Source organism: Actinomycetospora flava (assembly GCF_037400335.1).
Taxonomy (GTDB): domain Bacteria; phylum Actinomycetota; class Actinomycetes; order Mycobacteriales; family Pseudonocardiaceae; genus Actinomycetospora; species Actinomycetospora flava.
The window spans coordinates 1-25,090 of sequence record NZ_JBBEGM010000008.1 but is presented as its reverse complement, the minus strand read 5'-3'; the positions used below and the strand labels follow the sequence as shown (position 1 = coordinate 25,090).

Annotated in this window: 24 protein-coding genes; 14 read left to right on the top strand and 10 right to left on the bottom strand. The window is 73.7% G+C overall.

The annotated features are described in order from the left end of the window. Positions 1–83 precede the first annotated feature (83 nt). Positions 84–887, bottom strand: a complete 804-nt coding sequence (locus WCD58_RS18950) for a PIG-L family deacetylase (protein ID WP_337704625.1) — start codon at positions 885–887, stop codon at positions 84–86. 24 nt (positions 888–911) lie between these two features. Further along, positions 912–2,603, bottom strand: a complete 1,692-nt coding sequence (locus tag WCD58_RS18945) for a hypothetical protein (RefSeq protein WP_337704624.1) — start codon at positions 2,601–2,603, stop codon at positions 912–914. Between the two features lie 247 nt (positions 2,604–2,850). Between WCD58_RS18945 and WCD58_RS18940 the strand changes: the two genes are divergently transcribed. Both WCD58_RS18940 and WCD58_RS18935 read left to right on the top strand, forming a co-directional pair. After that, positions 2,851–4,122, top strand: coding sequence for a class I SAM-dependent methyltransferase (locus tag WCD58_RS18940; RefSeq protein WP_337704623.1), 1,272 nt, complete (start codon positions 2,851–2,853; stop codon positions 4,120–4,122). Between the two features lie 107 nt (positions 4,123–4,229). After that, positions 4,230–4,988: an SDR family NAD(P)-dependent oxidoreductase gene (locus tag WCD58_RS18935; RefSeq protein WP_337704622.1), complete on the top strand. Its 759-nt coding sequence runs from the start codon at positions 4,230–4,232 to the stop codon at positions 4,986–4,988. Between the two features lie 3 nt (positions 4,989–4,991). Here the strand turns inward: WCD58_RS18935 and WCD58_RS18930 are convergent, their stop codons facing one another. Next, on the bottom strand, positions 4,992–6,767 hold the full coding sequence (locus WCD58_RS18930; protein WP_337704621.1) for a TM0106 family RecB-like putative nuclease: 1,776 nt from the start codon (positions 6,765–6,767) through the stop codon (positions 4,992–4,994). Between the two features lie 217 nt (positions 6,768–6,984). On the opposite strand from WCD58_RS18930, the gene WCD58_RS18925 reads away from it, so the two are divergent. The 7 genes from WCD58_RS18925 to WCD58_RS18895 all read left to right on the top strand — a co-directional run bounded on the left by WCD58_RS18925 (position 6,985) and on the right by WCD58_RS18895 (position 13,954). Further along, a complete protein-coding gene (locus WCD58_RS18925) occupies positions 6,985–7,740 on the top strand; it encodes a DUF6474 family protein (protein ID WP_337704620.1) in 756 nt (251 codons plus the stop codon). Positions 7,741–8,278: 538 nt separating this feature from the next. After that, positions 8,279–9,151 carry an IclR family transcriptional regulator gene (locus WCD58_RS18920; RefSeq protein WP_337704619.1) on the top strand — a complete coding sequence of 291 codons (873 nt, stop codon included), beginning with the start codon at positions 8,279–8,281 and terminating at the stop codon, positions 9,149–9,151. Then, positions 9,148–9,834, top strand: coding sequence for an ABC transporter permease (locus WCD58_RS18915; RefSeq protein WP_337704618.1), 687 nt, complete (start codon positions 9,148–9,150; stop codon positions 9,832–9,834). The genes WCD58_RS18920 and WCD58_RS18915 overlap by 4 nt, the downstream gene beginning before the upstream one ends. Positions 9,835–9,886: 52 nt before the next feature. Further along, the gene (locus tag WCD58_RS18910; protein WP_337704876.1) at positions 9,887–10,948 is read left to right on the top strand and encodes an ABC transporter ATP-binding protein; all 1,062 of its coding nucleotides are present in this window, start codon (positions 9,887–9,889) and stop codon (positions 10,946–10,948) included. After that, positions 10,945–11,760 carry an ABC transporter permease gene (locus tag WCD58_RS18905; protein WP_337704617.1) on the top strand — a complete coding sequence of 272 codons (816 nt, stop codon included), beginning with the start codon at positions 10,945–10,947 and terminating at the stop codon, positions 11,758–11,760. Before WCD58_RS18910 ends, WCD58_RS18905 begins: the two co-directional genes overlap by 4 nt. A gap of 80 nt (positions 11,761–11,840) precedes the next feature. Next, entirely contained in the window at positions 11,841–12,863 is a 1,023-nt protein-coding gene (locus tag WCD58_RS18900; RefSeq protein WP_337704616.1) for a glycine betaine ABC transporter substrate-binding protein, read from the top strand. A gap of 170 nt (positions 12,864–13,033) precedes the next feature. Beyond that, complete coding sequence (locus WCD58_RS18895) at positions 13,034–13,954, top strand: glycine betaine ABC transporter substrate-binding protein (RefSeq protein ID WP_337704615.1); 921 nt, start codon at positions 13,034–13,036, stop codon at positions 13,952–13,954. Between the two features lie 10 nt (positions 13,955–13,964). On the opposite strand, the gene WCD58_RS18890 is transcribed toward WCD58_RS18895, so the two are convergent. After that, on the bottom strand, positions 13,965–14,657 hold the full coding sequence (locus tag WCD58_RS18890) for an NAD(P)H-binding protein (protein ID WP_337704614.1): 693 nt from the start codon (positions 14,655–14,657) through the stop codon (positions 13,965–13,967). Between the two features lie 166 nt (positions 14,658–14,823). Here WCD58_RS18890 and WCD58_RS18885 point away from each other — a divergent pair, with 166 nt between their 5' ends. Next, positions 14,824–15,888, top strand: coding sequence for an amidohydrolase family protein (locus WCD58_RS18885; RefSeq protein ID WP_337704613.1), 1,065 nt, complete (start codon positions 14,824–14,826; stop codon positions 15,886–15,888). Continuing rightward, positions 15,885–16,628 carry a metal-sulfur cluster assembly factor gene (locus WCD58_RS18880; protein WP_337704612.1) on the top strand — a complete coding sequence of 248 codons (744 nt, stop codon included), beginning with the start codon at positions 15,885–15,887 and terminating at the stop codon, positions 16,626–16,628. Before WCD58_RS18885 ends, WCD58_RS18880 begins: the two co-directional genes overlap by 4 nt. A gap of 64 nt (positions 16,629–16,692) precedes the next feature. Here the strand turns inward: WCD58_RS18880 and WCD58_RS18875 are convergent, their stop codons facing one another. From WCD58_RS18875 to WCD58_RS18865, 3 genes are read right to left on the bottom strand one after another with little or no spacing between them, the layout of a single operon-like run. After that, positions 16,693–17,820, bottom strand: a complete 1,128-nt coding sequence (locus WCD58_RS18875) for a 5-methyltetrahydropteroyltriglutamate--homocysteine S-methyltransferase (RefSeq protein WP_337704611.1) — start codon at positions 17,818–17,820, stop codon at positions 16,693–16,695. Between the two features lie 10 nt (positions 17,821–17,830). Continuing rightward, positions 17,831–18,655: an IclR family transcriptional regulator gene (locus WCD58_RS18870; RefSeq protein WP_337704610.1), complete on the bottom strand. Its 825-nt coding sequence runs from the start codon at positions 18,653–18,655 to the stop codon at positions 17,831–17,833. A 24-nt stretch (positions 18,656–18,679) separates the two neighbouring features. Continuing rightward, positions 18,680–19,660 (bottom strand): aldo/keto reductase, encoded by a 981-nt coding sequence (locus WCD58_RS18865; protein ID WP_337704609.1) that lies wholly within the window; start codon positions 19,658–19,660, stop codon positions 18,680–18,682. Positions 19,661–19,766: 106 nt separating this feature from the next. Here WCD58_RS18865 and WCD58_RS18860 point away from each other — a divergent pair, with 106 nt between their 5' ends. Then, positions 19,767–22,124 carry a glycoside hydrolase family 65 protein gene (locus tag WCD58_RS18860; RefSeq protein ID WP_337704608.1) on the top strand — a complete coding sequence of 786 codons (2,358 nt, stop codon included), beginning with the start codon at positions 19,767–19,769 and terminating at the stop codon, positions 22,122–22,124. Between the two features lie 13 nt (positions 22,125–22,137). Here WCD58_RS18860 and WCD58_RS18855 read toward each other — a convergent pair whose 3' ends face one another. Further along, positions 22,138–22,566 (bottom strand): hypothetical protein, encoded by a 429-nt coding sequence (locus WCD58_RS18855; protein ID WP_337704607.1) that lies wholly within the window; start codon positions 22,564–22,566, stop codon positions 22,138–22,140. Between the two features lie 122 nt (positions 22,567–22,688). Between WCD58_RS18855 and WCD58_RS18850 the strand changes: the two genes are divergently transcribed. Then, positions 22,689–23,591, top strand: coding sequence for a helix-turn-helix domain-containing protein (locus WCD58_RS18850; protein WP_337704606.1), 903 nt, complete (start codon positions 22,689–22,691; stop codon positions 23,589–23,591). A 56-nt stretch (positions 23,592–23,647) separates the two neighbouring features. Beyond that, positions 23,648–23,986, top strand: coding sequence for a DUF397 domain-containing protein (locus WCD58_RS18845; protein ID WP_337704605.1), 339 nt, complete (start codon positions 23,648–23,650; stop codon positions 23,984–23,986). Positions 23,987–24,080: 94 nt separating this feature from the next. Here WCD58_RS18845 and WCD58_RS33690 read toward each other — a convergent pair whose 3' ends face one another. Both WCD58_RS33690 and WCD58_RS18835 read right to left on the bottom strand, forming a co-directional pair. Then, on the bottom strand, positions 24,081–24,653 hold the full coding sequence (locus WCD58_RS33690; protein ID WP_373696249.1) for an HNH endonuclease signature motif containing protein: 573 nt from the start codon (positions 24,651–24,653) through the stop codon (positions 24,081–24,083). A gap of 139 nt (positions 24,654–24,792) precedes the next feature. Further along, the coding region (locus WCD58_RS18835) for a DUF222 domain-containing protein (protein ID WP_337704604.1) at positions 24,793–25,090 on the bottom strand (298 nt) is incomplete at its 5' end.

Here is a 25,090-nt window from a genome sequence, read left to right as displayed (position 1 = left end):
GTCTCCGGTGTCGGCCCATACCACCACAACAGTGCGGCGCCGCCGCGTCAGGGCCCGGCGGGTCGCGCCATGAGCAGTGCCGATCACCCAGCGGAGTCGCGCGGGCGCTCCGCGGGGAAGAGGGTGTCCTCACGGTGCGCGGGGTCGCCGTCGGTCCGGATGAACCACTCGGTGCCGAAGGCCAGGGCGAAGCGGTCGTCGGCGAGGGTGAGGAAGAAGGAGTCGTCGGCGATCTGGCTGCGGTGCGCCCGCATCGCCGCCCGCTTGGCGTCGAGGTACGGCGTGACGTCGACCCGCGTGGTGAGCTCCGACTCGGGCGAGCCGAAGGACTCGGGGTCGAGGTCGGGCCCGTCCTCCTCGCCGGCCTCGCGGGCCATCGCCATCAGCTTGCGGAACTCGTCGCGGTTGGACGTGGCCTCGTAGACCCGCGGCGTGCCCGCGAGCTCCCCGGCGCGCCGGCCGACCCGGTGGACCTGGATGTGGTCGGGGTGGCCGTACCCGCCGATGCGGTCGTAGCAGGTCAGGACCTCGGCGTCCTCGTCGCGCAGGATCGCCGCGAGCCGCTCGGCGGCCTCCTCGACGTCGGCCGACCAGAACGACCCGTCCAGCCCGTTGGTCTCCGTGTCGACCATCCCGGAGTCGACGTAGCCGAGGAACTCCACCCGCGCGATCCCGAGCACCGCCGCCGCCTCGTGGGTCTCCTTGACCCGGCGCTCGGCCAGCGTCTCGCCGTCGTCGAGCACACCGGGGACGATCTCGCCGTGCTCCCCGCGCGTCGCGACCACGAGCACCACCCGGTGCCCGGCGTCGGCGGCCGCGCGCATGACGCCGCCGCAGGAGATGCACTCGTCGTCCGGGTGCGCGTGGAAGCTGACCATGGTCGCCACGGCCGGGAGCCTAGTGAGGTGGCGTCAGGCCAGCGCGATCGACGCCACGAGCACGATCGCGACGAGCAGGAGCAGCGCCACGGTCCCGAGGATGACCCCGGCGCGCGGGCCCGGTCCGCGGGCGAACAGCTCGCGGCCCTGCAGGCCCTCCGAGCGGGCGGCGGCGCTCGCCCACGGCGGGGCCGTGTCCTCGGGGCGCGCCACGCCACCCCCGGCCGCCCGCGCGGGCACCGCGCCGGGCACGAACTGCGTGCGCTCCGGCGGCGGGGGCGGTCCGGGGCGCGCGGGACCGCTCGGGAACCGCGGGGCCGCCGGGCGCCGGGGCACCACCTGGGTCGCCTCCGGCGCCGGTTGGTCGCGGGTCACGACCTGCGTGCGGTCGGCGGCCGGGCCGGGCGCGTCGCGCACGACCTGGGTGGTGTCCGGGTGCGCCTCGGCGTCGGCGTCCTCCGCCGACCACCGGAACGGCGGCGGGAAGGGATCGGCCGGCAGCGGACGCTCGTCGGTGCGGGCGTCGTCCTCGTCCTCGTCCACGGGCGGCGGAGGGGGCCGCAGGGCGGGTGACGACGGGCGGGTCTCGGGCAACGGCGGCGCCTCGGCGGCGGTCGCGGGCACGGGGATCCCGCGGGGCAGGGCGCCGTCGCCGTCCTCGGAGTCCGGGGCCGGGACGTCCGGAGCGGGTGCCTCGGGATCGACGGCGGCGGTCCCGGGGGTCTCGGCCGTCCCGGGGGCTTCCGGTGTGTCGGCAGGCGGGGTGGCGACCCGCGCCGGACGGCCGGGCAGCGGCGTCCACTGCGTGTCCCCGTCGGGACGGTCCTCGTCGATCCCGCCGATGGCGTGGTCCTCAGGAGCGGCGTCGGTGGCCGGGAGCGGGTCCTCCTCCGGCGTCTCGGGTTCCTCCGGCTCCGGGGCGTCGGAGGGCGTCGTCGCGACAGGGGGCTCGTCGCGCGCGGGAGGGGTGGCCTCCGCGATGGGTGCGAGCGCGCTCTCCACCGAGCCGGCGGCCGGGATCGTCGCCCGCGGCTCGTCGCGGCCGGTGGGGGCGTCCGCGACCGGCGTCTCCGGCCCGGCCGGAGGCGGCGTCACCGGGGTCTCGGGCGCTGGCCGCTCCCCGGTCGGAGCCTCGGCCGGCGGGGTCGGCGCGCTCGGTGGGGTCGGCGCGCTCGGCGGGGTCGGCGCGCTCGGCGCGCGCGGCGTGCCCGGCGGGGGCGGCGTCCGGCCGGCCGGCGGCCGTGGGGCACCCGTCTCCGGGGGCGCCGCCGGTCCGGTGCTCCGCCGCTCCGGGGGCGGCGGCGGGCGCCGGTCGGTCGGGGGCGGTCCGCCCCGCGGGGGCGCCGCCGGCCGGTCGGGACGGTCGGGCCTGCCGGGCGGCGGCACCGGAGGTCGGGGCCCGCCGGGCGGCGGCTGCCGGGGTGAGGCGGGCACGGAGGGCACGGCGGGCGCGGACGGCGAGGAGGGCGCGGACGGCGACGCGTGCGAGGACCCGCGCCCGTTGCCGCGCGCGGCGACGTCGGTGTCGAACCCGTCGTCGAACCCGAGCTCCTGGTCGGCGGCGTCGATCTCGCTGTCGTCGAGCTCGTCGCGGGCCGGCGGCGGGGGTGCCGGCGGCAGCCGGGAGGCGAGGATCTCGTCGCGGCGCCGCCGGTAGGACTCGGCGTCGACCCGCCCGGTGGCCAGGTCCTCGTCGAGGCGACGCAGCTGCTCCGGGACGCCCATCACACCTTCCTCCGCGACCCCGCCGCATGCGGCACGGGCACCGTCCGAGCTGGGCAGGTTCCGCACGGTAACGCACGGCAGCGGTCCGTGAGTGGATCATCAGCTCGACGACCGTCGGCGTGATCTCGGCGAAATGCTGCGAACACCCCGGCGGTCCCTGACGAAGGTGGCGGCGAATGCGGCGCACGAGGGCGTCGCGATGCCCTGTGCGGTCGACCCCCACGGCCGCGGACGAGAGGACGTCTCCGTGTCTCCGACCTCGCGCACCACCGCGACCCCCGCCGCGCGCGACCGCGTCCTGCCGCGTCCCGCGGAGGGTGTCTGGCCGGGCCTGCAGGACCCGGGCGAGAACCGTCTGCGCATGACGGTGGCCCGCGGCCTCGTGCGGTCGGCGGTCAAGCGTCTGCCGATGCACCTCGTGTGGCCCGACGGCTCGGTGGAGGGTGACCCGCTGGGGCCCGGCCTCCGCCTGATCCGCCCCGAGGCCTTCTTCACCCGCCTCGGCCGCCAGGGCCTCATCGGGTTCGGCGAGGGCTGGATGGTCGGCGACTGGGACTCCGACGACCTCGTCGGCGTGCTCCGTGTGATGACCGACCACATCGAGGAGCTGGTCCCCCGTCCCCTGCGCAACCTGCGCCGTCTCTACGACCGCGGCCAGCCGCGCGAGGAGGTCGCCGCCGACGCGGAGGTCTCCCAGGAGAACGTGCACCGGCACTACGACCTGTCGAACGACCTGTTCGCGCTCTTCCTCGACGAGTCGATGATGTACTCCGCCGCCTGGTTCGACCCGGAGCGCCCGGACGAGCCGCTCGTCGACGCCCAGCACCGCAAGATCGACGGCATCCTCGACCTGGCCGGGGTGCGCGCGGGCCAGCACGTCCTCGAGATCGGCACCGGGTGGGGCGAGGCCGCGATCCGGGCGGCCCGGCGCGGGGCCCGGGTCACGACGCTGACGCTGTCGGTGGAGCAGGCCGAGCTCGCGCGCGCCCGCGCCGAGCGCGCCGGGGTCTCCGACCGGATCACCATCGACGTCCGCGACTACCGCGAGGCCGCGGGCACCTACGACGCCGTGATCAGCATCGAGATGATCGAGGCGGTCGGCGAGCGGTTCTGGCCGGAGTACTTCCGCACCGTGGACCGGCTGCTCGCCCCCGGCGGACGGTTCGGCCTGCAGTCGATCACGATGCCGCACCACCGGCTCGAGGCGACCAAGTCGTCGTACACCTGGATCCACAAGTACGTCTTCCCCGGCGGGCTCATCCCGAGCCTCGAGGCCGTCGACGACACGCTCGCCCGGCACACGACGATGCAGGTCGTCGACCGTCGCTCGATCGGGCTCGACTACGCCGAGACGCTGCGCCGGTGGCGCGCGACGTTCCTCGCCCGCGCCGAGGAGGTGCGCGCTCTCGGGTTCGACGAGACGTTCGTGCGGATGTGGGACTTCTACCTGGCCTACTCCGAGGCCGGGTTCGCGTCGCGCTACCTCGACGACTACCAGCTGGGGATCGCCCGCCCCTGATCGGGACGTGTCGGCGTTCACCGGCAGTCAGGGCTGACCGGCCGCGGGTGTCGGGGATAGCCTCCGCGCCGGAACGACCCCGTGCCGCAGAGGAGCGCCGCAGAGAGATGGACACCAACGACGTCGCCGCGATCGTCACCGGAGGGGCCTCCGGCCTCGGTGGCGCCACCGTCCGCCGGCTGGCCAAGCAGGGCGCGCGGGTCGTCGCCATCGACCTGCCGAAGGCCGTCGACGGCGCTGAGGCGCTGGACAACGTCGACTACGTGGGCGCCGACGTCACCGACGGCGACCAGGTGGCCGCCGCGGTCGAGGCGGCCACGGCCACCGGCGTGCCGCTGCGCATCGTCGTCAACTGCGCGGGCATCGGGACCGCCGGCCGCGTGCTGTCGAAGAAGGGCCCGCACGACCTGGGCGTGTTCAACCAGGTCATCGGCGTCAACCTCATCGGCACCTTCAACGTCATGCGGCTCGCCTCCGAGGCGATCGCGCAGACCGAGCCGCTCGCCGACGGCGCCCGCGGCGTCGTCGTCAACACGGCGTCGGTCGCGGCGTTCGAGGGCCAGATCGGCCAGGTCGCCTACGCAGCCTCGAAGGGCGGGGTCGTCGGCATGACCGTGCCGGCCGCCCGCGACCTCGCCCAGTACGGCATCCGCGTCATGACCGTCGCGCCCGGCATCATCGACACCCCGATGCTGGCCGGCGTCGAGGAGTCGTTCCGCGAGCAGCTCGCCGAGGGCATCCCGTTCCCGAAGCGTCTCGGGCGCCCCGACGAGTACGCGCAGCTCGTGGCCCAGATCATCGAGCACGACTACCTCAACGGCGAGGTGATCCGGTTCGACGGCGGCCTGCGCATGCAGCCTCGGTAGGGGTCAGGCCGTGAGGTCCTCGAGGTAGGGCACCTCGAGGACGCGGTCCGACGTCAGCCACGTGCGCAGCGTCCACGTGGCCCGGACGTCGTCGGCGTTGTAGACGAGGAGCCGCTCGCGCTGCGCCGGGTCGGGCTCGCCGCCGTCGAGCCCGACCGCGTCGCGGTACCAGCGCATGGAGTTCTCGCCGCCCGCCTCCGGGTCGTGCCAGGCGAACCCCGCCGAGGGCGCGACCCGCTTGAGGCCCTTGCCGTGCGGGCAGAGGAACGACTCGCTGACCACGGGGAACAGGTCGATCCACGCGTCGGAGGCGATGAACTCCTCCACCTCCGCGGCCGGCGGCACCCCCGGCATGCCGCCGAACCGCTCGACGGACCCCCGCAACCAGCGGTTCTCCGCCTGCTCGTTGTAGCAGTAGGCGCGCATCACCAGCCCGCGCTCCGCGCAGCGGGCGCGCACGTCGGAGAGCCAGGTCCAGAACTCCCCGAAGGAGCGGCCCTCGTCGCGGGTCGGCAGGGGGTCCCAGGTGACGAAGGCCCGGTAGCCCGGCTCGAGCCCGATGTCCGCGCCCGAGAGCAGCGCGCCCCAGAGATAGGCGCCGTCCTCGCCGAGGCTCTCCATGTCGACGTCGACCTCGACGTCGCCCCGCGCGACGGTGGGGCGCGCGACACGACGCACGAGCGGGACGTCGCGGCTCCAGGCCCGCGCGAGCGCCACCGCCTCGACCAGATCGGGGACCTCGCCCGCCTCGGGGGTCTCGGGGTCGGGCTCCGGGCCGGGCAGCCCCGCGGCCGGGTCGAGCGCCGCGAGCTCGCGGACCGTGGTGACGCCGCGACCGCGCAGGCGCAACGCCGCGTCGCCCCGGACGACGAGGCTGACGTCGTCGACCGCGCGCAGCGCCGTCTCGCACGTCGGCCACCACGGGCAGCGGCGGCACTCGGTGATCCGCGAGGGCTCGGCCAGCGCCGGGCGGCGGGAGCGGGCGGCCTCCGCGACGGCCAACCGGTCGGCGTGGCGGCGGTCGTAGGTCTCGAGCGTGCTGCGCCCGGACCCCGCCGAGCCCGCGAGGTCGACCCACACCACGACGTCGGCGTCGAGGCCGACGATGCCGCCCCACACCGGCGCCCCGGCGTCCTCCGGCGGCGCGAGCCCGGCCGCGCGCAGCATGCGGTGGAGGTGGGCCAGGCGCAGCACGTCGCGCGTCACCGTGCGCACCCGCCGCGCGTCGTCGGGGGCGGCCGCGTCGGGGTGCGGCCGGCCGAGCGGCGAGGTGAGCGCGCCCTCGCCGGGGTCGGTGATGCGGTGGCGCACGACGATCAGCGGCCACCACCCGGACGCCGCGTCGCCGGGCACCGCCCGGACCAGCGCCTCCGCGTGCCCGCGGCGCCCCTCGCCCGCCGGGAGCTCCGCGCCCCCGACCACGTCGGCCGTGGTGTCCACGAGGACCGCCCGGGTGGCCGCGGCGCGCTCGCGCGCGGTGGGCGCCGCCGGCACGGCGGTCCAGCCCGCGCCCAGGAGCTCGGCCCAGCGGGCGGCGAGCGTCGCGCGGTGGCTCGCCGCGTCCGCCTTGCGCATCGCCACGCCGGGGTCGGCGTCGTCACCCGGGGGCGGGCCGCCCGGCGCGAGGTCCTCCGCCGGCACGTGCTCGAGGTGGACCCGGCGGCGGCAGCGCGTCGTGGCGGCGGCGTCGAGCAGGACCGGCCGCGGCGGCGTCGCGGCGGGGGCACCCGCGTCGGCGGCACAGGCGTCTCCTGGCCCCTGCGCGGTGGTCGTGCTCATGGTCCGAGCTTCCCACGCGACCCCGACAGCCCTGGTCGACGGCGTCCGCGTGCAGGTGTGGGACGGGTACGGCCCGGGCACTCGGGCCCCGATCGATCGTCGGGGACCGGACGCGCCGGGCCGGGTCACGGACTCCGACGCCCCGCCCGCGGCCACTAGGGTGCGGGCGATCCGCCCGGACGCACGACAGGCCACGGGCACGAGGACTGGAGGGTCCATGGGACTGCTGCGGCGCGGGCGGCCCGCGACGGAGGCGGACACCGTCGAGGTGGGCGACGACGTCTACGTCGTGAGCAGGAAGGCCGCCGAGCTGGCCGTCAAGGCGCAGAAGGAGCGACGTCGCGCGGCGCTCGCCGAGCGCCACCTCGCGGAGACCCAGGAAGCGACGCTGCTCGGGGACAAGAAGGCCCTCAAGGCCGCGAAGAAGCGCCAGAAGTCGGACGAGGCCGCGGCCGACAAGGACGACGAGCTCGACGGCACCGCCGCCGACCCGTGGACCGGCGCGAAGGTGAAGCGCTACATCGGGATCGCCCGGATCGTCGTGCCGATCGTGGCCCCGATCGTCTACCAGGCCGTCGGCGTGGCGCGGGACCGCTGGGACGCGCACCGCGCGCGTCAGCTCGGCGTCGCCCCGGACGAGATCGGCGAGTTCACCGGCCGCGGGGCCGCGCTCTACGCCCGGGTGCACAACCTCGCGCTGTCCGCGCAGGACCTGCGCACGCGCCACGGCGGCGGCGACGGCACCCGCCCGGCCGAGATCCGCGCGTTCGTCGAGGACACCGAGCAGCGCCTCAGCGACCTCGAGTCCGCCGTGCGCGCCGCCGAGCAGATGCCCGCGAGCAGGCGCCGCAGCGCCCACGTCGCGGTGGCCGGCGAGCTCGAGCGCATCGAGGACCGCCTGCTCGCCCTGTGGGGCGTCGGCGGAAACCCGCGCACCGCGGTCACCGGCCCGCGCACCACGACCTCCGGCTGACCTCCGGCTGACCTCCGGCCGGCCTCCGGCCGGGGCTCCGAGACCCGCCCCGAACGGGCGACGTCCGGGGTCCGGGAGCACATCACGATCTCGAAACATCGGTGTTGTCACTGATGGTGAGCCGCAGCGGTCGTCCGACCCCGGATGAGGGTCCGACCGGGCGCGGAGCTGCCCGGATCCGATTCTGTCGGAGCCCCTGACCGGTACTCGGTCACCCACCGCGTCCACCATCCCCGGGGAAACATCCCTCGAATGTCGGACCTACGGGGTGACAACCCCGGCTCTCCCCGCCTACTGTCCCCGCAGTCGTTGTCGCTGAGACAACGCCCGTTGCCGCAGACGCCCCGATCCGGGGAGCCCGGAACGGAGTCGACGGGAAGGGGGACGAGCCGTGAGCCCTCGCGCGCGCACCGGAGCGACGGACACGCCGGCACCTCGGTCCCCCGCCTCGCCCACCGCCGCGCTCGGCTCGAAAGAGGCCGCCCCCACCACCCCCGCCCCCCGCGGGCGACGCCCCCGTGACGAGGCCGGCGGCCCCGTGAACCGGGCCCTCGACGTCCTCGACCTGCTCGGTACCCCGGGCGGCCCCTCCTCCCTGGGCGTCGTCGAGATCGCCCGGCAGCTCGGACGGGACAAGTCGCAGGTCTCGCGCCTGCTCAAGCTCCTCGCCGACGCCGGTTACGTCGACCGCGAGCCCGGTTCCCTGCGCTACCGCATCGGCACCCGTTTGTTCGCGATCGGTGCCACGGCGGTGGACCGCAGGCTGCGCGACGAGGCCGACACCGCCGTCGCCCGCGAGGCCGCGCTGCTCGGCGAGCGCGTCGACGTCGGCATCCGCAGCGGCGGCAGCGTCATGACGATCGCCTCCGCCGCGCCGGACAGCGAGCTGCGCGCGGCGGGGTGGGTGGGGCGCACGGTGCCGTTGTCGTGTACTGCCACCGGGCGTGCACTTCTGTTCGACCTCGACACGGCCGCGATCGCCCGGGTCATCGTGCCCGAGGGCCTCGGTCCGGCCGGCCCGGCGGCACCGCGATCGCTCGACGAGCTCGTCTCCCGGGTCGCCGACGAGCGCCGCCGGGGCTGGGCGCTGGCCCGCCACGAGACCGACCGCGGCCTCCTCTCCCTCGGCGCGCCCGTGCGCGACAGCAGCGGCGCCGTGGTCGCCGCCCTCGGCGTGAGCGGCCCCGAGTCGCGCGTCGATCCGGTCCTGGACGAGGTCCGCGCCGCGGTGCTGCGGGCGGCCTACGACCTGTCCCGGTCCCTGGGGGCGGGCGCGGTGAGCCCGGCGGGGCGCGCCACCGCCCGCGCCGGACCATCCGGCCCGACCCAAGGATCTCCCGTCGCTCCGCTCGCCCACGACGACGTGTCCGCCCTGTCCACCCCCCCTGCTCCCGAGAGAGGAGCGTCGTGAACTTCCTGGACTATCTCTCCAGCAATGCGCAGCAGATCGTCTTCCTGACGCAGGCCCATTTCCTGGTGGTGCTCATCGCCGTCGGCCTGGGCTCCCTGATCAGCGTCGTGCTGGGGCTGGCGGTCTCCACCGGTGAGCCCGACCCGCGGCGGTTCTCCCTCGACTGGTTCGCGGCCGGCGTGCGCGAGGGCGGTCTGGTCTTCACCGCCGCCCTGCTCACCGTGCCGTCGCTGGCGCTGTTCGCGCTGTTCCTGCCCATCACCGGGCTGGGAGTCACCACCGCGATCATCGTGCTGACGATCTACACGCTCTACACGGTGCTGCGGAACACCGTGGCGGGCCTGACCACCGTCGACCGGGCCGTGCTCGAGTCGGCCAAGGGGCTCGGCTACGGCCGCCTGCGCCGGCTGCTCACCATCCAGCTCCCGCTGGCGTGGCCGGTCATCCTCAACGGCATCCGGGTCACCACGCTGATCTCGATCTCGATCGCCGTGGTCGGCGCCGTCGTCCAGGGGCCCGGCCTCGGCATCCTGCTCCTCAACGGGATCTCGCGCATCGGTGCGGCGAACTCCTTCTACCAGGTCCTCGCGGGCACGCTGCTGTGCCTCGTCGTCGCCGCCGTCTTCGAGATCTTCTTCGCCATCGTCCAGCGCCTGACCATCCCCAGGGGTATCCGTGTCTGACAACCAAGACCAGACCGCCATCGTCCCGGACACCGGCGCCGGGTCGTCCGACATGATCGTTCTGGAGGGCGTCGAGAAGATCTACCCGGGCAGCGAGACGCCCGCGGTGAGCCAGCTCGACATGGCGATCCCCAAGGGCGAGATCGTCATGCTCATCGGCCCCTCGGGCTGCGGCAAGACCACCACGCTGAAGATGATCAACCGGCTGATCGAGCCGACGGCCGGGCGCATCCTGCTCGACGGCAAGGACGTCACCCACGTCAACGGCGACCTCCTGCGCCGCCAGATCGGCTACGTCATCCAGCAGGGCGGCCTGTTCCCGCACTTCTCGATCGCCGACAACATCGGCGTCGTCCCGAAGATGCTCGGTTGGGACAAGCAGCAGATCAAGGAGCGGGCCGACGAGCTGCTCCACCTCGTGGGCCTCGAGCCCTCGACCTTCCGCGACCGCTACCCCCGCCAGCTCTCCGGTGGCCAGCAGCAGCGCGTCGGCGTCGCCCGCGCGCTCGCCGCGAACCCGCCGGTCATGCTCATGGACGAGCCGTTCGGCGCCATCGACCCGATCACCCGTGACCGCCTCCAGGACGAGTTCCTCGAGATCCAGCGCACGATCGGCAAGACGATCGCCTTCGTCACCCACGACCTCCAGGAGGCCGTGAAGCTGGGCGACAAGATCGCGGTGTTCGCCACCGGGAAGCTCGAGCAGTACGCGGACCCCGACACGGTCCTCACCCGGCCCGCCAACGACTTCGTCTCCGACTTCGTCGGCGGCGGTGCGGCGGTCCGGCGCCTGTCCCTGCTCGAGCTCGCCCGCCTGGAGCTCCACCCCATCGAGACCGACGAGAAGGCCGTGGGCAACAGCAACGGCCACCCGGTGGCCGAGGTCGACTCCTCCGGCAAGCCGGTCTCGTGGCGCCACCTGCCCGGCGCCGACGCGACCGGCGTCGCGCTGGTGACGGTGCCGATCTCGGGCACGGTCTACGACGCGGTGGACGTCATGCTCGACGGCGGGGCCGCCCTGGTCGCGGTCGTCGACGAGCAGGGCCGCGCGCAGGGTGTCCTGCACTGGAACGACCTCGTCGGCGGGCTGCGCACCCGGGAGCGTGACGCATGAGCACGGCCACCCCGGAGACCATCAACACCCAGGCCGAGCAGTCGGTCGAGGAGGTCGAGGGCCCGCAGCAGAGCAGGCTCTCGCGGCTCTGGCAGCAGCACTACGACCTGGTGATCCTGCCGGCGATCATCGTCCTGCTGCTGATCCTGCTCTTCGTGTACATCCAGACCCGCGACCTCGACACCATCGAGGAGCGCGTGCTCGCCGCCGACAACGTGGCGGGCCTGCTCCGGCAGCACCTCTGGCTCGCGTTCCTGTCGACGGTCCTGGTGCTGATCATCGCGGTGCCCCTGGGCATCCTGCTGAGCAGGCGGGGCGCCCGGAAGGCCCAGGGCCCCGTGCTCGCCGTCGGTGGCTTCGCCCAGGCGCTGCCGCCGTTCGGCGTCCTGCTGCTCATGGCGTTCTGGCTCGACTTCGGCGTCACCACCGCCGTCATCGGCCTGACGCTGGCCGCGCTGCTCCCGGTGCTCCGCAACACGGTCATCGGTCTGCAGCAGGTCGACCAGTCGCTCATCGAGGCGGCGCGCGGCATGGGGATGTCGTCACGGCAGACCCTGTTCCGCGTCGAGATCCCGCTCGCGGTGCCGGTCATCGTCGCCGGCCTGCGCGTGGCGCTCGTGCTCAACGTCGGTACCGCGACCCTCGCCAGCTACATCGGCGCGGGCGGTCTCGGCGAGCTGGTCCAGCAGGCGCTGCGGCTCAACCGCATCAACGTCCTGCTGGTCGCCGGCGCCGTCATCGCCACGGTGGCCCTGCTCATCGACTGGCTCGCCGGCGTCGTCGAACGGATCGTCGTGTCCCGGTCCGGCTGACGCCGGGCCCCTCGAGATTTCTCTCGGCCGACCGCCCCGCCCGCGAGGCCCGGCCAACCCCGGAGGATAAGGAGAACACTGTGCGGTGGACATTCCGCGGCGGCCGCTCCGGTCGTCGTTCCGGCTGGCGGGCGGGCGCGGTGACGCTCGCCGCCACGGCCCTCCTGGCCGCAGGCTGCGGTGGCCTGTCGGGCAGCGGCCAGCCCACGGCCCAGGGCGGCAGCCTGGCGGCCAGCGGCATCAACCTGCAGGGCCAGACCTACACGGTCGGTGGCAAGGAGTTCGACGAGCAGCTGGTCCTCTGCAAGATGACCATCGCCGCCCTCCAGTCGGTGGGCGCGACGGCCAACGACCGCTGCAACATCACCGGTACCGCGTCGACCCGCGCCGCCCTCGTCGGCGGTCAGATCGACATGTACTGGGAGTACACCGGCACCGGCTGGATCACCCACCTCAAGAACGCCTCGCCGATCCCGGGCTCCGAGCAGCAGTACATCGCGACCCGTGACGCCGACCTGGCGCAGAACAACATCGTCTGGCTGCCGCCGTCGCCGTTCAACAACACCTACGGCCTCGCGGTGACCCGTCCGTTCGCGGACCAGAACAACCTGCGGACGCTGACCGACTGGGGCAACTTCACCAACAGCGGCAACCCGGCGGCGACGCTCTGCGTCGAGGCCGAGTTCGCCGGTCGTGACGACGGCCTCGCGGGCCTGTACCGGACCTACGGGGTCACCAACCCGCCGGCCGGTCCCCCCGGGCTGAACACGCTGGACACGGGCGCCATCTACCAGGCCACCGCCAACGGCAACCCGTGCAACTTCGGCGAGGTCTTCACCACCGACGGCCGCATCCCCGGCCTGAACCTGGTGACGCTGCAGGACGACAAGAACTACTTCCCGCAGTACAACGCGTCGCCGACCTTCCGCAAGGAGGTCTTCGACCGGAACCCGAGCGTCCAGCGGGTCTTCGACGCGATCACCCCGCGTCTGACCAACGAGGTCATGCTCGACCTCAACGGGCAGGTCTCCTCGCAGGGGCAGGACCCCCAGCAGGTGGCCACCCGCTGGCTGCAGCAGCAGGGATTCATCGGCGGCCAGTGAGGCCCCTGATGGTCCTCACGGTGTGACGACGGCGGCGGCCGGTCGCGGGTCCTCGGGCCCCGGCCGGCCGCCGTCGTCGCGGGGAAAGACCGTCCACGACCGTACGAGACGAAGGCGCCACGCCCGTGCCCCGATCCCGGCGTTCCCCGGTCCCGTTCACCCTCCTCGTGGTGCTGATCGCCGGCCTGCTCGCCGGGTGCTCCCAGGAGCAGCGCCTCACCCCGCCGGGCAGCTTCGCCCGGGAGGTCGACCTCGGCGGGCAGACGCTGACCGTCGGCGGCAAGGAGTTCGCGGAGCAGATCGTGCTCTGCAAGATGACCATCGCCCTGCTCCAGTCGAGCGGGGCCACCGTCGTCGACCGCTGTGACACGAAGGGCTCGGCCAACGTCCGCGCCGCCCTGACCAGCGGTCAGATCGACATGTACTGGGAGTACACGGGCACCGCGTGGCGCCTGTACCTGTCCCAGGAGTCGACGATCGCCGACCCGCAGGCCCTGTTCGACGCCGTGCGCACCGCGGACGAGGGCAACCAGGTGACCTGGCTCGACCCCACCCCGTTCAACAACACCTACGCGATCGGCGTGCGCACCGACACGGCCCAGCGGCTGCGGGTCCGGACGCTCTCCGACTTCGCCGCCCTCGTCCGCTCCGGGTCGCCGGCGGGCACGCTGTGCGTCGACCAGGAGTTCACCGGGCGCGAGGACGGCCTGCAGGGGATGCTCGCCACCTACGACATCCCGCTCGGGGACCAGGCGCTCGACACCCGCGAGATCGACCAGATCTACGACGCCGTCGCGGCCGCGAACCCCTGCACGTTCGGCGAGGTGTTCGCCACCGACGGCCGCCTCAACCCGCTGCGGCTCTCCACGCTCGTCGACGACCGCGGCTACTTCCTGCCCTACAACGCCGCGCTCACCGTCCGCAGCGACGTCATGGCGCGCGCCCCCCGGCTCGCCCTGCTCGGCCGGATGCTCGCGCCGACCCTCACCGAGCCGGTGATGCGCCAGCTCAACGAGCGCGTCTCCGCGGGCGGGCGCAGCCCCGACGAGGTCGCGCGGTCGTTCCTGCGCGAGCAGGGGCTGATCGGCTGAGTCGTCCCTGTCAGCGGGGGGCGTTCGCCCCGCGGAGGGCGGCGACGGCCTGGGCCGGCGGCACGGTGCCGCCGACGAGGTCGAGCACCGCGCCCGCCGTGTCCGGGGCGTCGAGCAGCGCCAGCAGGACGGCGGCGACGTCGTCGCGGGTGACCTCGCCGTAGCCCACCGGCGGCTGACCGTCGACGGCGCCGAGCCGCACGAGCCCGGTGCCCGGGTCGTCGGTGAGGCGCCCGGGCCGCAGGATCGTCAGGTCCAGGTCGCTCCGCGCCCGAAGCGCGTCCTCGGCGGCCTTCTTCGCGCGCAGGTAGTGGGCCCAGACCGAGTCGTCGTCCTCGGGCGCCGGCGGGCTGTCGATGTTCATCGCCGAGACCAGCACGTAGCGCCGGACCCCGGCCGCCGCGGCGGCGTCGGCGAGGAGCAGGGCCGCGTCGCGGTCGACGGTGCCCTTGCGCTCGACCGTGCTGCCCGGCCCCGCCCCGGCGGCGAAGACGACGGCGTCCGCGCCGGTCAGGTGGGTCGCGAGCTCGTCGGCGCGGGTCGCCTCGAGGTCGGCGACGGCGGGCTCGGCACCGGCGTCGCGGACGTCGTCGGACTGGTCCGGGTCGCGGATGAGGGCGACCGTCGCGTCACCCCGCGCGGCGGCCTGCCGCTCGAGGCGCAGCGCGATCTTCCCGTGTCCGCCGGCGATGACGATGCGCATGGGTCCGACGGTACGCGGAGCCTCCTCGCGATGTCCGGTTCGTCCGTTTCGGCGACCCACGGAATCCGTGGTCTTGCCCACGCCCCGACGATCACGTGTGATGTGGGCCGCGTGGTCACCACCACATCCACCACCACGACCGCGCACGCCTGGGGAGGCCGTCTCCGTGTACGAGAAGAACGGTGAGAAGTACTTCGTCGTCGATTCCCACATGCACTACTGGGACGCTTCGCCCGAGAACTGGGTGCAGGGCGCCGAGCAGTACGCCAAGGGCTGGATCGAGTGCTTCCACGCCTACCAGTCGCTCGGCCCCGCCGAGACGCACCAGCCGCTCAAGGAGTTCCAGAAGGTCTCCGAGGACCAGCTGATGCGCGAGGTCTTCGACGAGGGCCACGTCGACGTCGCGATCTTCCAGTCGACCTACCTGCGCGAGTGGTACAAGGACGGCTTCAACACCAGCGAGCGCAACGGCGAACTGGCGAAGAAGTACCCGGAGAAGTTCCGCGTCAACACGCGCTTCGACCCGCGCGACGGCGACGCCGGCATGCGCGAGTTCGAGAAGAACGTCGAGACCTACCAGCCGCTCGGCGCGAAGCTCTACACCGCGGAATGGAACGGCGACTCGCGCGGCTACAAGCTCTCCGACCCGGAGTGCTACCGCTTCCTCGAGCGCGCCCAGGAACTGGGCATCAAGAACATCCACGTCCACAAGGGCCCGACGATCTGGCCGCTGGACAAGGACGCGTTCGACGTCTCCGACGTCGACCACGCCGCCACCGACTTCCAGGGCCTCAACTTCATCGTCGAGCACGTGGGGCTGCCGCGCATCGAGGACTTCTGCTTCATGGCGACGCAGGAGCCCAACGTCTACGCGGGCCTGTCGGTCGTGCTCGGCGGGCTCATGCACGCCCGCCCGCGCTTCTTCGCCAAGGTGATGGGCGAGCTGCTGTTCTGGGTCGGCGAGGACAAGATGACCTTCGGCTCGGACTACAACATCTGGGAACCGAAGTGGCAGGTCGAGGGCCTCGTCGACTGGAACTACCCGGACAGCGAGGAGTACGCCGACTACCCGGCCCTCGGCGTCGACGGCAAGAAGAAGATCCTCGGCCTGAACGCGGCCCGGCTCTACGACATCCCGGTGCCCGCGGAGGCCCAGCTGTCCGCGGACACCAGCGCCCCCGCGTCGCCCGGCGACGCGGAGCTGGTCGACCGGGAGGTGGCCCAGGCATGACCGTGCTCTCCGACACCCGCGTCGCCGGCTCCAACGAGGCCGAGGCGTCGGCCGCGACGGGGACGACGGCGCGGGTGTGGGAGGCGCTGCGCACCGTGCGCGACCCCGAGCTCGACGCCGACGTGGTCTCCCTGGACTTCGTCGGCTCCTGTTCGGTGTCCGACGACGGGGTCGCCCACGTGTCGCTGCGCCTGCCCACCTACTTCTGCGCCCCGAACTTCGCGTTCCTCATGGTCGCCGACGCCCACGACGCGGTGTCGGCCGTGGCCGGCGTCGGGACCGCCGACGTGACGCTCGCCGACCACTTCGCGTCCGACGCGATCAACGCCGGCGTCGCCGCGCGGGCGGGCTTCGTGGGGTCGATGGCGGGGACCGAGGTCGGCGAGGCCGTGGCGGAGCTCGACGACCTGCGGCGCACGTTCACCGAACGCGCGCTGATGGCCGGCACCGATCTCGTGGTCCGGCCCCTCGTGCGGGCGGGGGCGACGCCGGAGCAGGTGGCGGCGATGACGCTGGCCGATGCTCCTGACAGTGCCGATCTGCACCGGTTGCGGGCCCGGCGCCGCGAACTCGGCATCCCGGCCGACGACGGCGACCCGCTCGTCGTCGACCCCTCGGGCGCCACGGTCGGCGTCGAGGCCCTGCCACTGCACCTGCGCAAGGCACGCTCGTACCAGGTCGGCGTCGACGCGAACACGAGCATCTGCCGCGGCCAGCTCGCGGCGCGCTACGGCGTCTGAACCTCGCCACGACCCGCCGGCGCGCCCACCCCCGATCGGGGGTGGGCGCGCCGGCGTCGTGGCGTCAGCCCCAGACGTCCCGGGCCACGGAGACGACGAGGTCGAGCTTCGCGCGCTGCTGGTCGGCGGTCAGGTCGTTGCCCTCGACCGTCGAGGAGAACCCGCACTGCGGGGAGAGGCAGAGCTGCTCGAGCGGCACGTACTTCGTCGCCTCCTCGATGCGGCGCTTGAGGGTGTCCGGGTCCTCGAGCTCGCCGGTCTTGGTGGTCACCAGACCGAGCACGACCTGCTGGTCGCCGCGGGGCACGAAGCGCAGCGGGGAGAAGTCGCCGGAGCGCGCGTCGTCGTACTCGCAGAAGAAGCCGTCGATCTCGAGGCCGCCGAAGACGGTCTCGGCGACGTAGTCGTAGCCGCCCTCGGCCGCCCAGGAGGAGCGGTAGTTCCCGCGGCACATGTGCGTGGTGACGCGCAGGTCGGCGGGCCGGTCGCGGAGCACCTCGTTGATCGTGGCGACGTAGCGCTCGTGCATGTGGTCGGCGTCCTCGCCGCGGGCGGCCATCGACTCGCGCTGCGCCGGGTCGTTGAGGTAGGCGAGCGAGGTGTCGTCGAGCTGGAGGTACCGCACGCCGGCCTGGTAGAGCCGCGACACCTCGTCGCGGTAGGCCGCCGCGAGGTCCGCCCAGAACGCGTCCGGGTCGGAGTACGGCGAGCCCTCGTGCACCGGGGCGCCGCCGAGGCGGTAGTGCAGCATCGACGGCGAGGGGATCGTCAGCTTCGGGACCGCGGTCGTCACGGTCGACGCCAGCATCGAGAAGGCGTCGCCGAAGATCGTCTGCGAGATCCCGATCCGCTGGTCGATCACCAGCGACATGGCGGCGAAGGTGAGGTCGCCCGAGGCGTTGCGGAACGCCACCTCCACCGACGAGTCCTTCGACGAGGTGACGCCGTCGAGCTGGTACAGGAAGTCCATGTGCCAGGAGGTGCGGCGGAACTCGCCGTCGGTGGCCGCCTGCAGGCCGGCGTCCTCCTGGAGCCGCACCGCGTCGCGGATGGCCTCGTCCTCGACCTTGCGGAGCTCGTCGGCGCCGATGCGCCCCTCCGCGTGATCGGAGCGGGCCTGCTTCAGGGCCTGCGGGCGCAGGAGACTCCCGACGTGGTCGGCGCGGAACGGGGCGCTGGTCCGGGCACTCATGCGCGGCAGGTTATCCGCGCCGCACGGCCCCCGGCCCGCCGTCGTCCCATCCAGTGGAAACGGGATCCTGCAGCGCCACGGACAGGCGACGCGCGCCCTCGCGCACGGCGCGCTCGAGCCGGTCGCGCCGGTCGGCGATGCTGCCGGGCCCGCCGGCGGGGACGACCGGGACCGCCACCGCCACGGCGCCGACCAGCGTCGGCCCGCACGCCGACGGCACCCGCACGGGCGCGGCCATGCAGGCCAGGCGCTCGCGGAACTCGCCGCGGTCGACGGCGAGGTCGCGGCGGCGCACGGCGTCGAGCTCGCGCTCGAGCTCGTCGAGGTCGGTCATCGTCCGGTAGGCGTGCGCGGGCAGCCCGTCGCGGTCGAGGATCGCCCGCCGGGAGGGGCCGGCCACCTCGGCCAGCCAGAGCTTGCCGACCGCGGTGGCGTGCAGGGCTCCCCGCCACGCCGAGATCACGGGTACCGGGTGCTCGGCACAGTCGTCGTGGCCCACGACCACCACGTCGTCGTCGCGGAACGCCGCGTACAGGGCGCCCGCCCCGGCGTGGCCGTGCACCTCGCCGAGGATCCCGCCCAGCCCGCGCGGCACCGGCAGCTGCGCGACGAGGCGGTCGTGCAGCGCCGGCAGCTTCGGGCCCAGGCCGAACCCGCGGGGCTCCTCCAGGCGCACGAGGTAGCCGTCCGACACGAGGCTGTCGAGCAGGTGGTAGGTCGTCGAGAGGTTGTACTCGAGGCGCCGGGCGACGGCCTTCGCGCTGATCCCGTCGCCGGCCGCGGCGACGACCTCCAGCACCTGCAGGGCGCGGTGCACCGAGGAGAGCGCGCTCACACGTTCATGAGACCCGAGCGGCCCTCAGCTCGCCAGCCGAGTGTCCTCCGACGCCTCGGTCAGCGCGGCGATCTCGTCGAGCGCGAGCACCAGGTCCGCCATCGGCAGGATCGTCGCGAGCTGCTCGACGGTGCGGGCCGACGCGATCGGCGCCGTGACGGTCGGCTGCGCGGCGAGCCACGCGAGCGCGACGGCCGCCATCGGCACGTCGTGCGCGCCGGCGACCTCCTCGAGCACCCCCAGCACCCGCGTCCCCCGGTCGTCGAGGTACGCGACTGCGCCGCCGGCACGGGCCGAGGCCATCGGCCCGCTCGTGTCCGGGGCCGGGTCGCCCGGGCGGTACTTGCCGGTGAGGAAGCCCTTGGCCAGCGCGAAGTACGGCATGACGCCGAGGTCGGCGTCCGCGGCGACGTCGGCGAGCTCGTCCTCGTAGACGGCGCGCTCCACGAGGTTGTAGTGCGGCTGCAGCGCGACGGGCCGGGCGAGGCCGTGCTTGTCGGCGACGGTGAGCGCCGAGGTCAGGCGCTCGGCCGAGAAGTTCGACAGCCCGACGGCCCGGATCTTGCCGGCCGTCACGAGCTCGTCGAACGCGCCGAGGGCGTCCTCGAGCGGGGTGTCGGGGTCGTCGCGGTGGGCGTAGTAGAGGTCGATGTGGTCGGTGCGCAGGCGGCGCAGCGAGTCGTCGCACGCCGCCCGGACGTTCTCCGGCGACAGGCCCGGCCGTTCCGGCCACGACCCGACCTTGGTGGCGACGACGACGCGGTCGCGCACCCCGCGCGCCGCCATCCAGTCGCCGAGCACGCGTTCGGAGTCGCCGCCGCTGTTGCCCTCGACCCGCCAGGTGTACGAGTCGGCGCTGTCGACGAAGTTCCCGCCCGCGTCGAGGTAGGCGTCGAGGACCGCGGCCGACGCGGCGGCGTCGGCGGTCCACCCGAAGACGTTGCCGCCCAGGCAGAGCGGGTGGACGTCGAGCTCCGAGCGGGGGATACGGACGCGAGCAACCATCACTCCACCGTAGGCCCGGTGCCCGCGGCGACCCCGGATACGCTCCGACCCGCGTGAACCGCTCCGTGGAGAGCCCCGCGGACCGACCCGTCGACGAGGAGAACCCGTGATCAGCAACCCGTTCCGCGTCGACCCGTGGACGGTGCACGAGCCCCACGTCGACCTCGACGCGCTCCCGCAGACCGAGTCGCTGTTCGCGCTGGCCAACGGGCACGTCGGCATGCGCGGCAACCTCGACGAGGGGGAGCCGCACGCGATGCCGGGCACCTACCTCAACTCGTTCTACGAGTCGCGCCCGCTGCCGCACGCCGAGGGCGGGTTCGGCTACCCGGACGAGGGCCAGACGCTGGTCAACGTCCCCAACGGCAAGCTCATCCGGGTGCTCGTCGACGACGAGCCGCTCGACGTGCGCTACGGCCAGGTGCTCGCCCACCACCGCACGCTCGACATGCGCGCCGGCACGCTCACCCGCCACGTCGACTGGGTGTCGCCCAACGGCCAGCGGGTCACGGTCACCTCCGAGCGGCTCGTGTCGTTCTCGCAGCGCTCGGTGGCCGCGATCTCCTACGAGGTCGCCGTCCCCGAGGACGCCGGCTCGGAGGCGCTGCTCGTCATCCAGTCCGAGCTCTTCGCCAACGAGCAGATGCCCGTCATCGAGGGCGACCCGCGCGTCGCGGCGGCGCTGCAGAACGTGCTCGTCCCCGAGCACCACTCGTACTCGTCCCACGGCGCGCGCATGACCCACCAGACGCGGCGCTCGGAGCTGCGCGTCGGCGCGGCCATGGAGCACCAGGTCTTCGGGCCCGACGACGCCCAGGTCACCAGCTCCTGCTCGAACAACGTCGGGCGCACGACGGTGATCACCCGCCTGAAGCCCGGCCAGAAGCTGCGCGTCGTCAAGTACATGGCCTACGGCTGGTCGAGCCAGCGCTCCCAGCCCGCGATCGTCGACCAGGTCGAGGCCGCGCTCGACGCCTCGGTCTACACCGGCTGGGACGGCCTGCTCGCCGCGCAGCGGGAATACCTCGAGGCGTTCTGGGCGAAGGCCGACCTCGAGATCGACGGCGACCCGCGCCTGCAGCAGGCGCTGCGCTTCTGCCTGTTCCAGGTGCTGCAGGCCGGCGCCCGCGCCGAGCACCGCGCGATCGGCGCCAAGGGCCTCACCGGCCAGGGCTACGACGGCCACAGCTTCTGGGACGGCGAGACGTTCGTGCTCCCGGTGTTCATGTACACCCAGCCGCGCGCGGCCGCCGACGCACTGCGCTGGCGCCACAGCACGCTGGACATCGCCACCGCGCACGCCGCCAAGCTCGGCCTCGACGGCGCCGCGTTCGCCTGGCGGACGATCAACGGCGAGGAGTGCTCGGGCTACTGGCCCGCCGGCACCGCGGCGTTCCACGTCAACGCCGACATCGCCGACGCCGTGATGCGCTACGTTGCGGCCACCGACGACAAGGCGTTCGAACGCGAGATCGGCGTCGACCTGCTCGTGGCGACCGCGCGGCTGTGGCGCTCGCTGGGCCACCACGACAGCGACAGCGCCTTCCGCATCGACGGCGTCACCGGCCCCGACGAGTACTCCGCGGTCGCCGACAACAACGTCTACACCAACCTCATGGCGCAGAAGAACCTGCGCGGGGCCGCGGACGCCGCGGTCCGCTGGCCCCGCGAGGCCGAGCGGCTGCACGTCTCGCCCGAGGAGATCGCGAGCTGGCGCTCCGCGGCGAGCTCGATGGTCATCCCGTTCGACGAGGCGCTCGGCGTGCACCAGCAGAGCGAGGGCTTCACCCGCCACGCGGTGTGGGACTTCGAGAACACGCCCGAGGAGAACTACCCGCTGCTGCTCAACTACCCGTACTTCGACCTCTACCGCAAGCAGGTCGTCAAGCAGCCGGACCTCGTGCTGGCGATGGTGCAGTGCCCGGACGCGTTCACCCCGGAGCAGAAGCACGACAACTTCGTCTACTACGAGCGCGTGACCGTCCGGGACTCCTCGCTCTCCCCCGGCACGCTCGCGGTGATGGCCGCCGAGACCGGCCACCTGGACCTCGCCTACGACTACCTGTGCGAGTCGGCGCAGATGGACCTCGCCGACCTGGAGCACAACGTCCGCGACGGCGTGCACCTCGCGGCCATGGGCAGCGCGTGGACCTCGATCGTCATGGGCCTGGGCGGCATGCGCACCCACGACGGGCAGCTGACGTTCGCGCCGCGCCTGCCCGAGGCGCTCTCGGGCCTGCGGTTCCGCATCCAGTGGCGGGGGCGCTCGCTGCACGTCGCGATCGAGAGCGCGGACGCCACCTACACGCTCGAGGAGGGCGACGACCTCGAGATCGGGCACCACGGCGAGTCCGTCACCGTGGCGAAGGGGGAGCCGGTCACGCGGGACCTGCCGCCGGCGCCGCCGGTCGGCGACGTCGAGCAGCCGCCCGGGCGGGCGCCGCTCTTCCGCCGGCACGCCTGATCTGCCGGCACGCCTACCGGTTCAGGCGCCTCACCGGGACGATCCGGTGCCGCCGGCGCGCGGCGCACACCCCGAGCGCTCGCCAGGGCACCGGCGGGGTCGACGCCTGGTAGCGCGTGCGGGCCGGGTGCCAGAGCCCGTCGGCGCCCCGGTCCCAGCGTGTGACGCCCGGGACCTGGCCGAGCACGGTGACCGTGACGAGGTCGGGCGGCTCGGCGTCGACCGACACGTCGTAGCCCTCGCCGCCGACCGGGAGCCCGCACCGACAGTGCGTCAGGGTCGCCCGGTGGCCCGTCGCGGTGGTGGTCGTGGTGCCGCTGACCGGTTCGGCGGGGAGGATCCAGGTGGACTCGCCGGGCGTGTCCGGCACCGCCCGCAGCCCGGTCCGGGTGGCGAGAGGATCGACGGTGGGATCGGGCACCTCGGCCTCCAGGTCACTCACCGGCGCAGTTACATGTAGAGCCAAGAGTAGTTCACCGGTTCGTGTTGCGTCAGGTGGCTACCCTTCCGGACGACCGGCGCCGACCGGCGGCGCGGCAGGGGGCTGTAGGAGGTACGCGGGGCGTGGATCGCACCGCCGAAGCGGGGGACACGGAACGACGCGGGTCCGGTGGTCCGGACCGGTCCGACCCCAGCGCGCTGCGCTGGCTGATCGGGCACGAGCTGCGGTCGGCGCGCGAGGGCGCGGGTCACACCCAGACCGCCGCGGCCCGGGTGCTCGGCTGCACCCACGCGAAGATCAACTATCTGGAGCAGGGGAAGAACCAGCAGCGGCCCGACGAGGTCGCGCGGCTCCTGCGGTCCTACGGGGCGGACGTCGCCGACGTCGACCGGCTCGCCTCCCTGGCCTCGGCCGCCGACCGCGGCACCTGGTGGGCGCCGTTCGCCGACGTCGTCCCGGACTGGCTGCGCACCTTCGTCGGGCTCGAGGGCCTGGCGACCGCCGCGTTCGCCTACGAGCCGCTGCTCCTGCACGGGCTGCTGCAGACGCGCGCCTACGCCACGGCGCTGCTCGCCGACGCGCTGCGCGTGCCCGTCGTCGACGTGGATCGCGTCGTGGCACTGCGCCTCGCGCGCCAGCAACGTCTGCACGACGCCGCACGGCCGCTGCGCTACGAAGCGGTGATCGAGGAGACGATTCTCGACCGGCTCGTGGGCGGGCCCACCGTGATGGCCGAACAGCTCGACCATCTGCTGACACTCTCGGCGCAGGACAACGTCAGCATCCGGGTGATGCCCTTGGCGGTCGCCGTACACGACGGGCTCGACGGCGAGTTCACGCTGCTCGATTTCGACGCTGCGCGATCAATTGGTTACGTGGAGTTCCAGGACGGGGCGGTCTACGTCCAGGATCCTGACCGGATTGGCGGATACCGCACCGCCGCTGCGAGACTTCGCGCCGCAGCGTTGCCGCCGGACGCCTCCCTCGAGGTGATCCGCGACCGACGCGCGGCGCTGTGTACCTGAGCCGTGAGCCCGGTGCCGCGGCCGCATCGCTCCCCACGGTGCAAGGAGACGAGTCCATGACCCACACGAGATGGCGGACCTCCAGCTTCAGCTCCAACGGCGCGAGCTGCGTCGAGGTCCTCGAGGCCGACGGCGCGACCTACCTGCGCGACACCAAGGAGCACGGCGAGGGCCCGGTGCTGCACCTCGACGGGCCGGCGTGGACGGCGTTCCTCGACGAGGTCGCCCGCGACGTCCCGTCGGCGAACGGCGCGGTCGACGTGACCGCGGGCGCCGATGACGGTCGCGCCGTGCGCGAGCACTCCTCGGGCGCGGTGCTGCACTTCCGCGACGACGAATGGGTCGCCTTCCGGCGGGGTGTGCTCGCGGGCGAGTTCGGCGGGCCCAGCCGCTGACGCGGTATTCCTCTCGCTCGCCCTCGCCGGCCCTCGCCGGTCCGAGGGCGCGCCGGCTTTCGCGGGTTCGCTTCGATTGTCGAAGCGTTTCGTGTCAGACGGGGATGCGGGGTCGTCCGCCGAGGCGGGGTTGTCGGGTGGGGTCGATCCAGTGGGGTGGGGTGAACCAGGGTCGGCCGTCTCGGATGGTGACGGTCCAGTGGCCGTGGTGCAGGAGTTGGTGATGGTAGCTGCACAGCAGCACCAGGTTGTCGATCCGGGTGGGGCCGTGGTCGCGCCAGTGGCGGATGTGGTGGGCGTGGCAGCGGCGGGGTCGGCGGGTGCAGTCGGGGAAGGCGCAGCCGCCGTCTCGCAGGTTGAGGGCGCGGCGGATGGCGTCGGTGACGGTGCGTTGGAGGCGTCCGACGTCGAGGGGTTCGGATTTCGGGCCGAGGACGATGGGGACGATGTCGGCGTCGCAGGCCCAGCGGCGCAGGGTGGCGGGGTGGACGGGGGCGCCGGAGTCGAGCAGCCCGTAGCCACGGTGGCGGCCGCGGGTGGTGAGGGTGTCGGTGAGCCACCGCTGGTCGAGGGTGATCGTGAGCAGCGCCCGCCCCGGCCGCGCGGCCCGCGCCGTACGTCCCGCCGGGTGCCCGGACGGCTCCGGGCGGCGGGGCGCAGGGATCAACCCGTCCTCGGCCGCGTCACGAGCGGTGTCATCGGCCGCGCCGTCGTCGGTCGGTTCGTCGCCTGAGGCGGCGTCGGTGGTGGCGTCAGCCGCGTCGTCGGTCGTTTCGTCGCTGGCCTCGCCGTGGTCGCGGCGGGCATCAGAGGCGATGCCGTGGGGGGCCGGTGGCGTCGTTGACGAGGTCTTTGAGTCCTTCGATGCGCCGCAGCTTGAGTTCGCGCTGGTCGTCGGGCCCGCAGGGGGTGGCCATGGTGTCGATGGTCTCGACGAACGCCTCGGCGTCGACCGGATCCGACATCCGCCCCCGGAACAGCAACACTCCGTTCTTGCGGCGCACGAACCACAGCTCGTCGTCCCGCCCGGCGTCCTCCTCGGGGGGTTCTTCGCCGTCGGGGTCGAGGTGCGCCAGCAGCCGGTCCGCGACCGCCTGCAGGCCC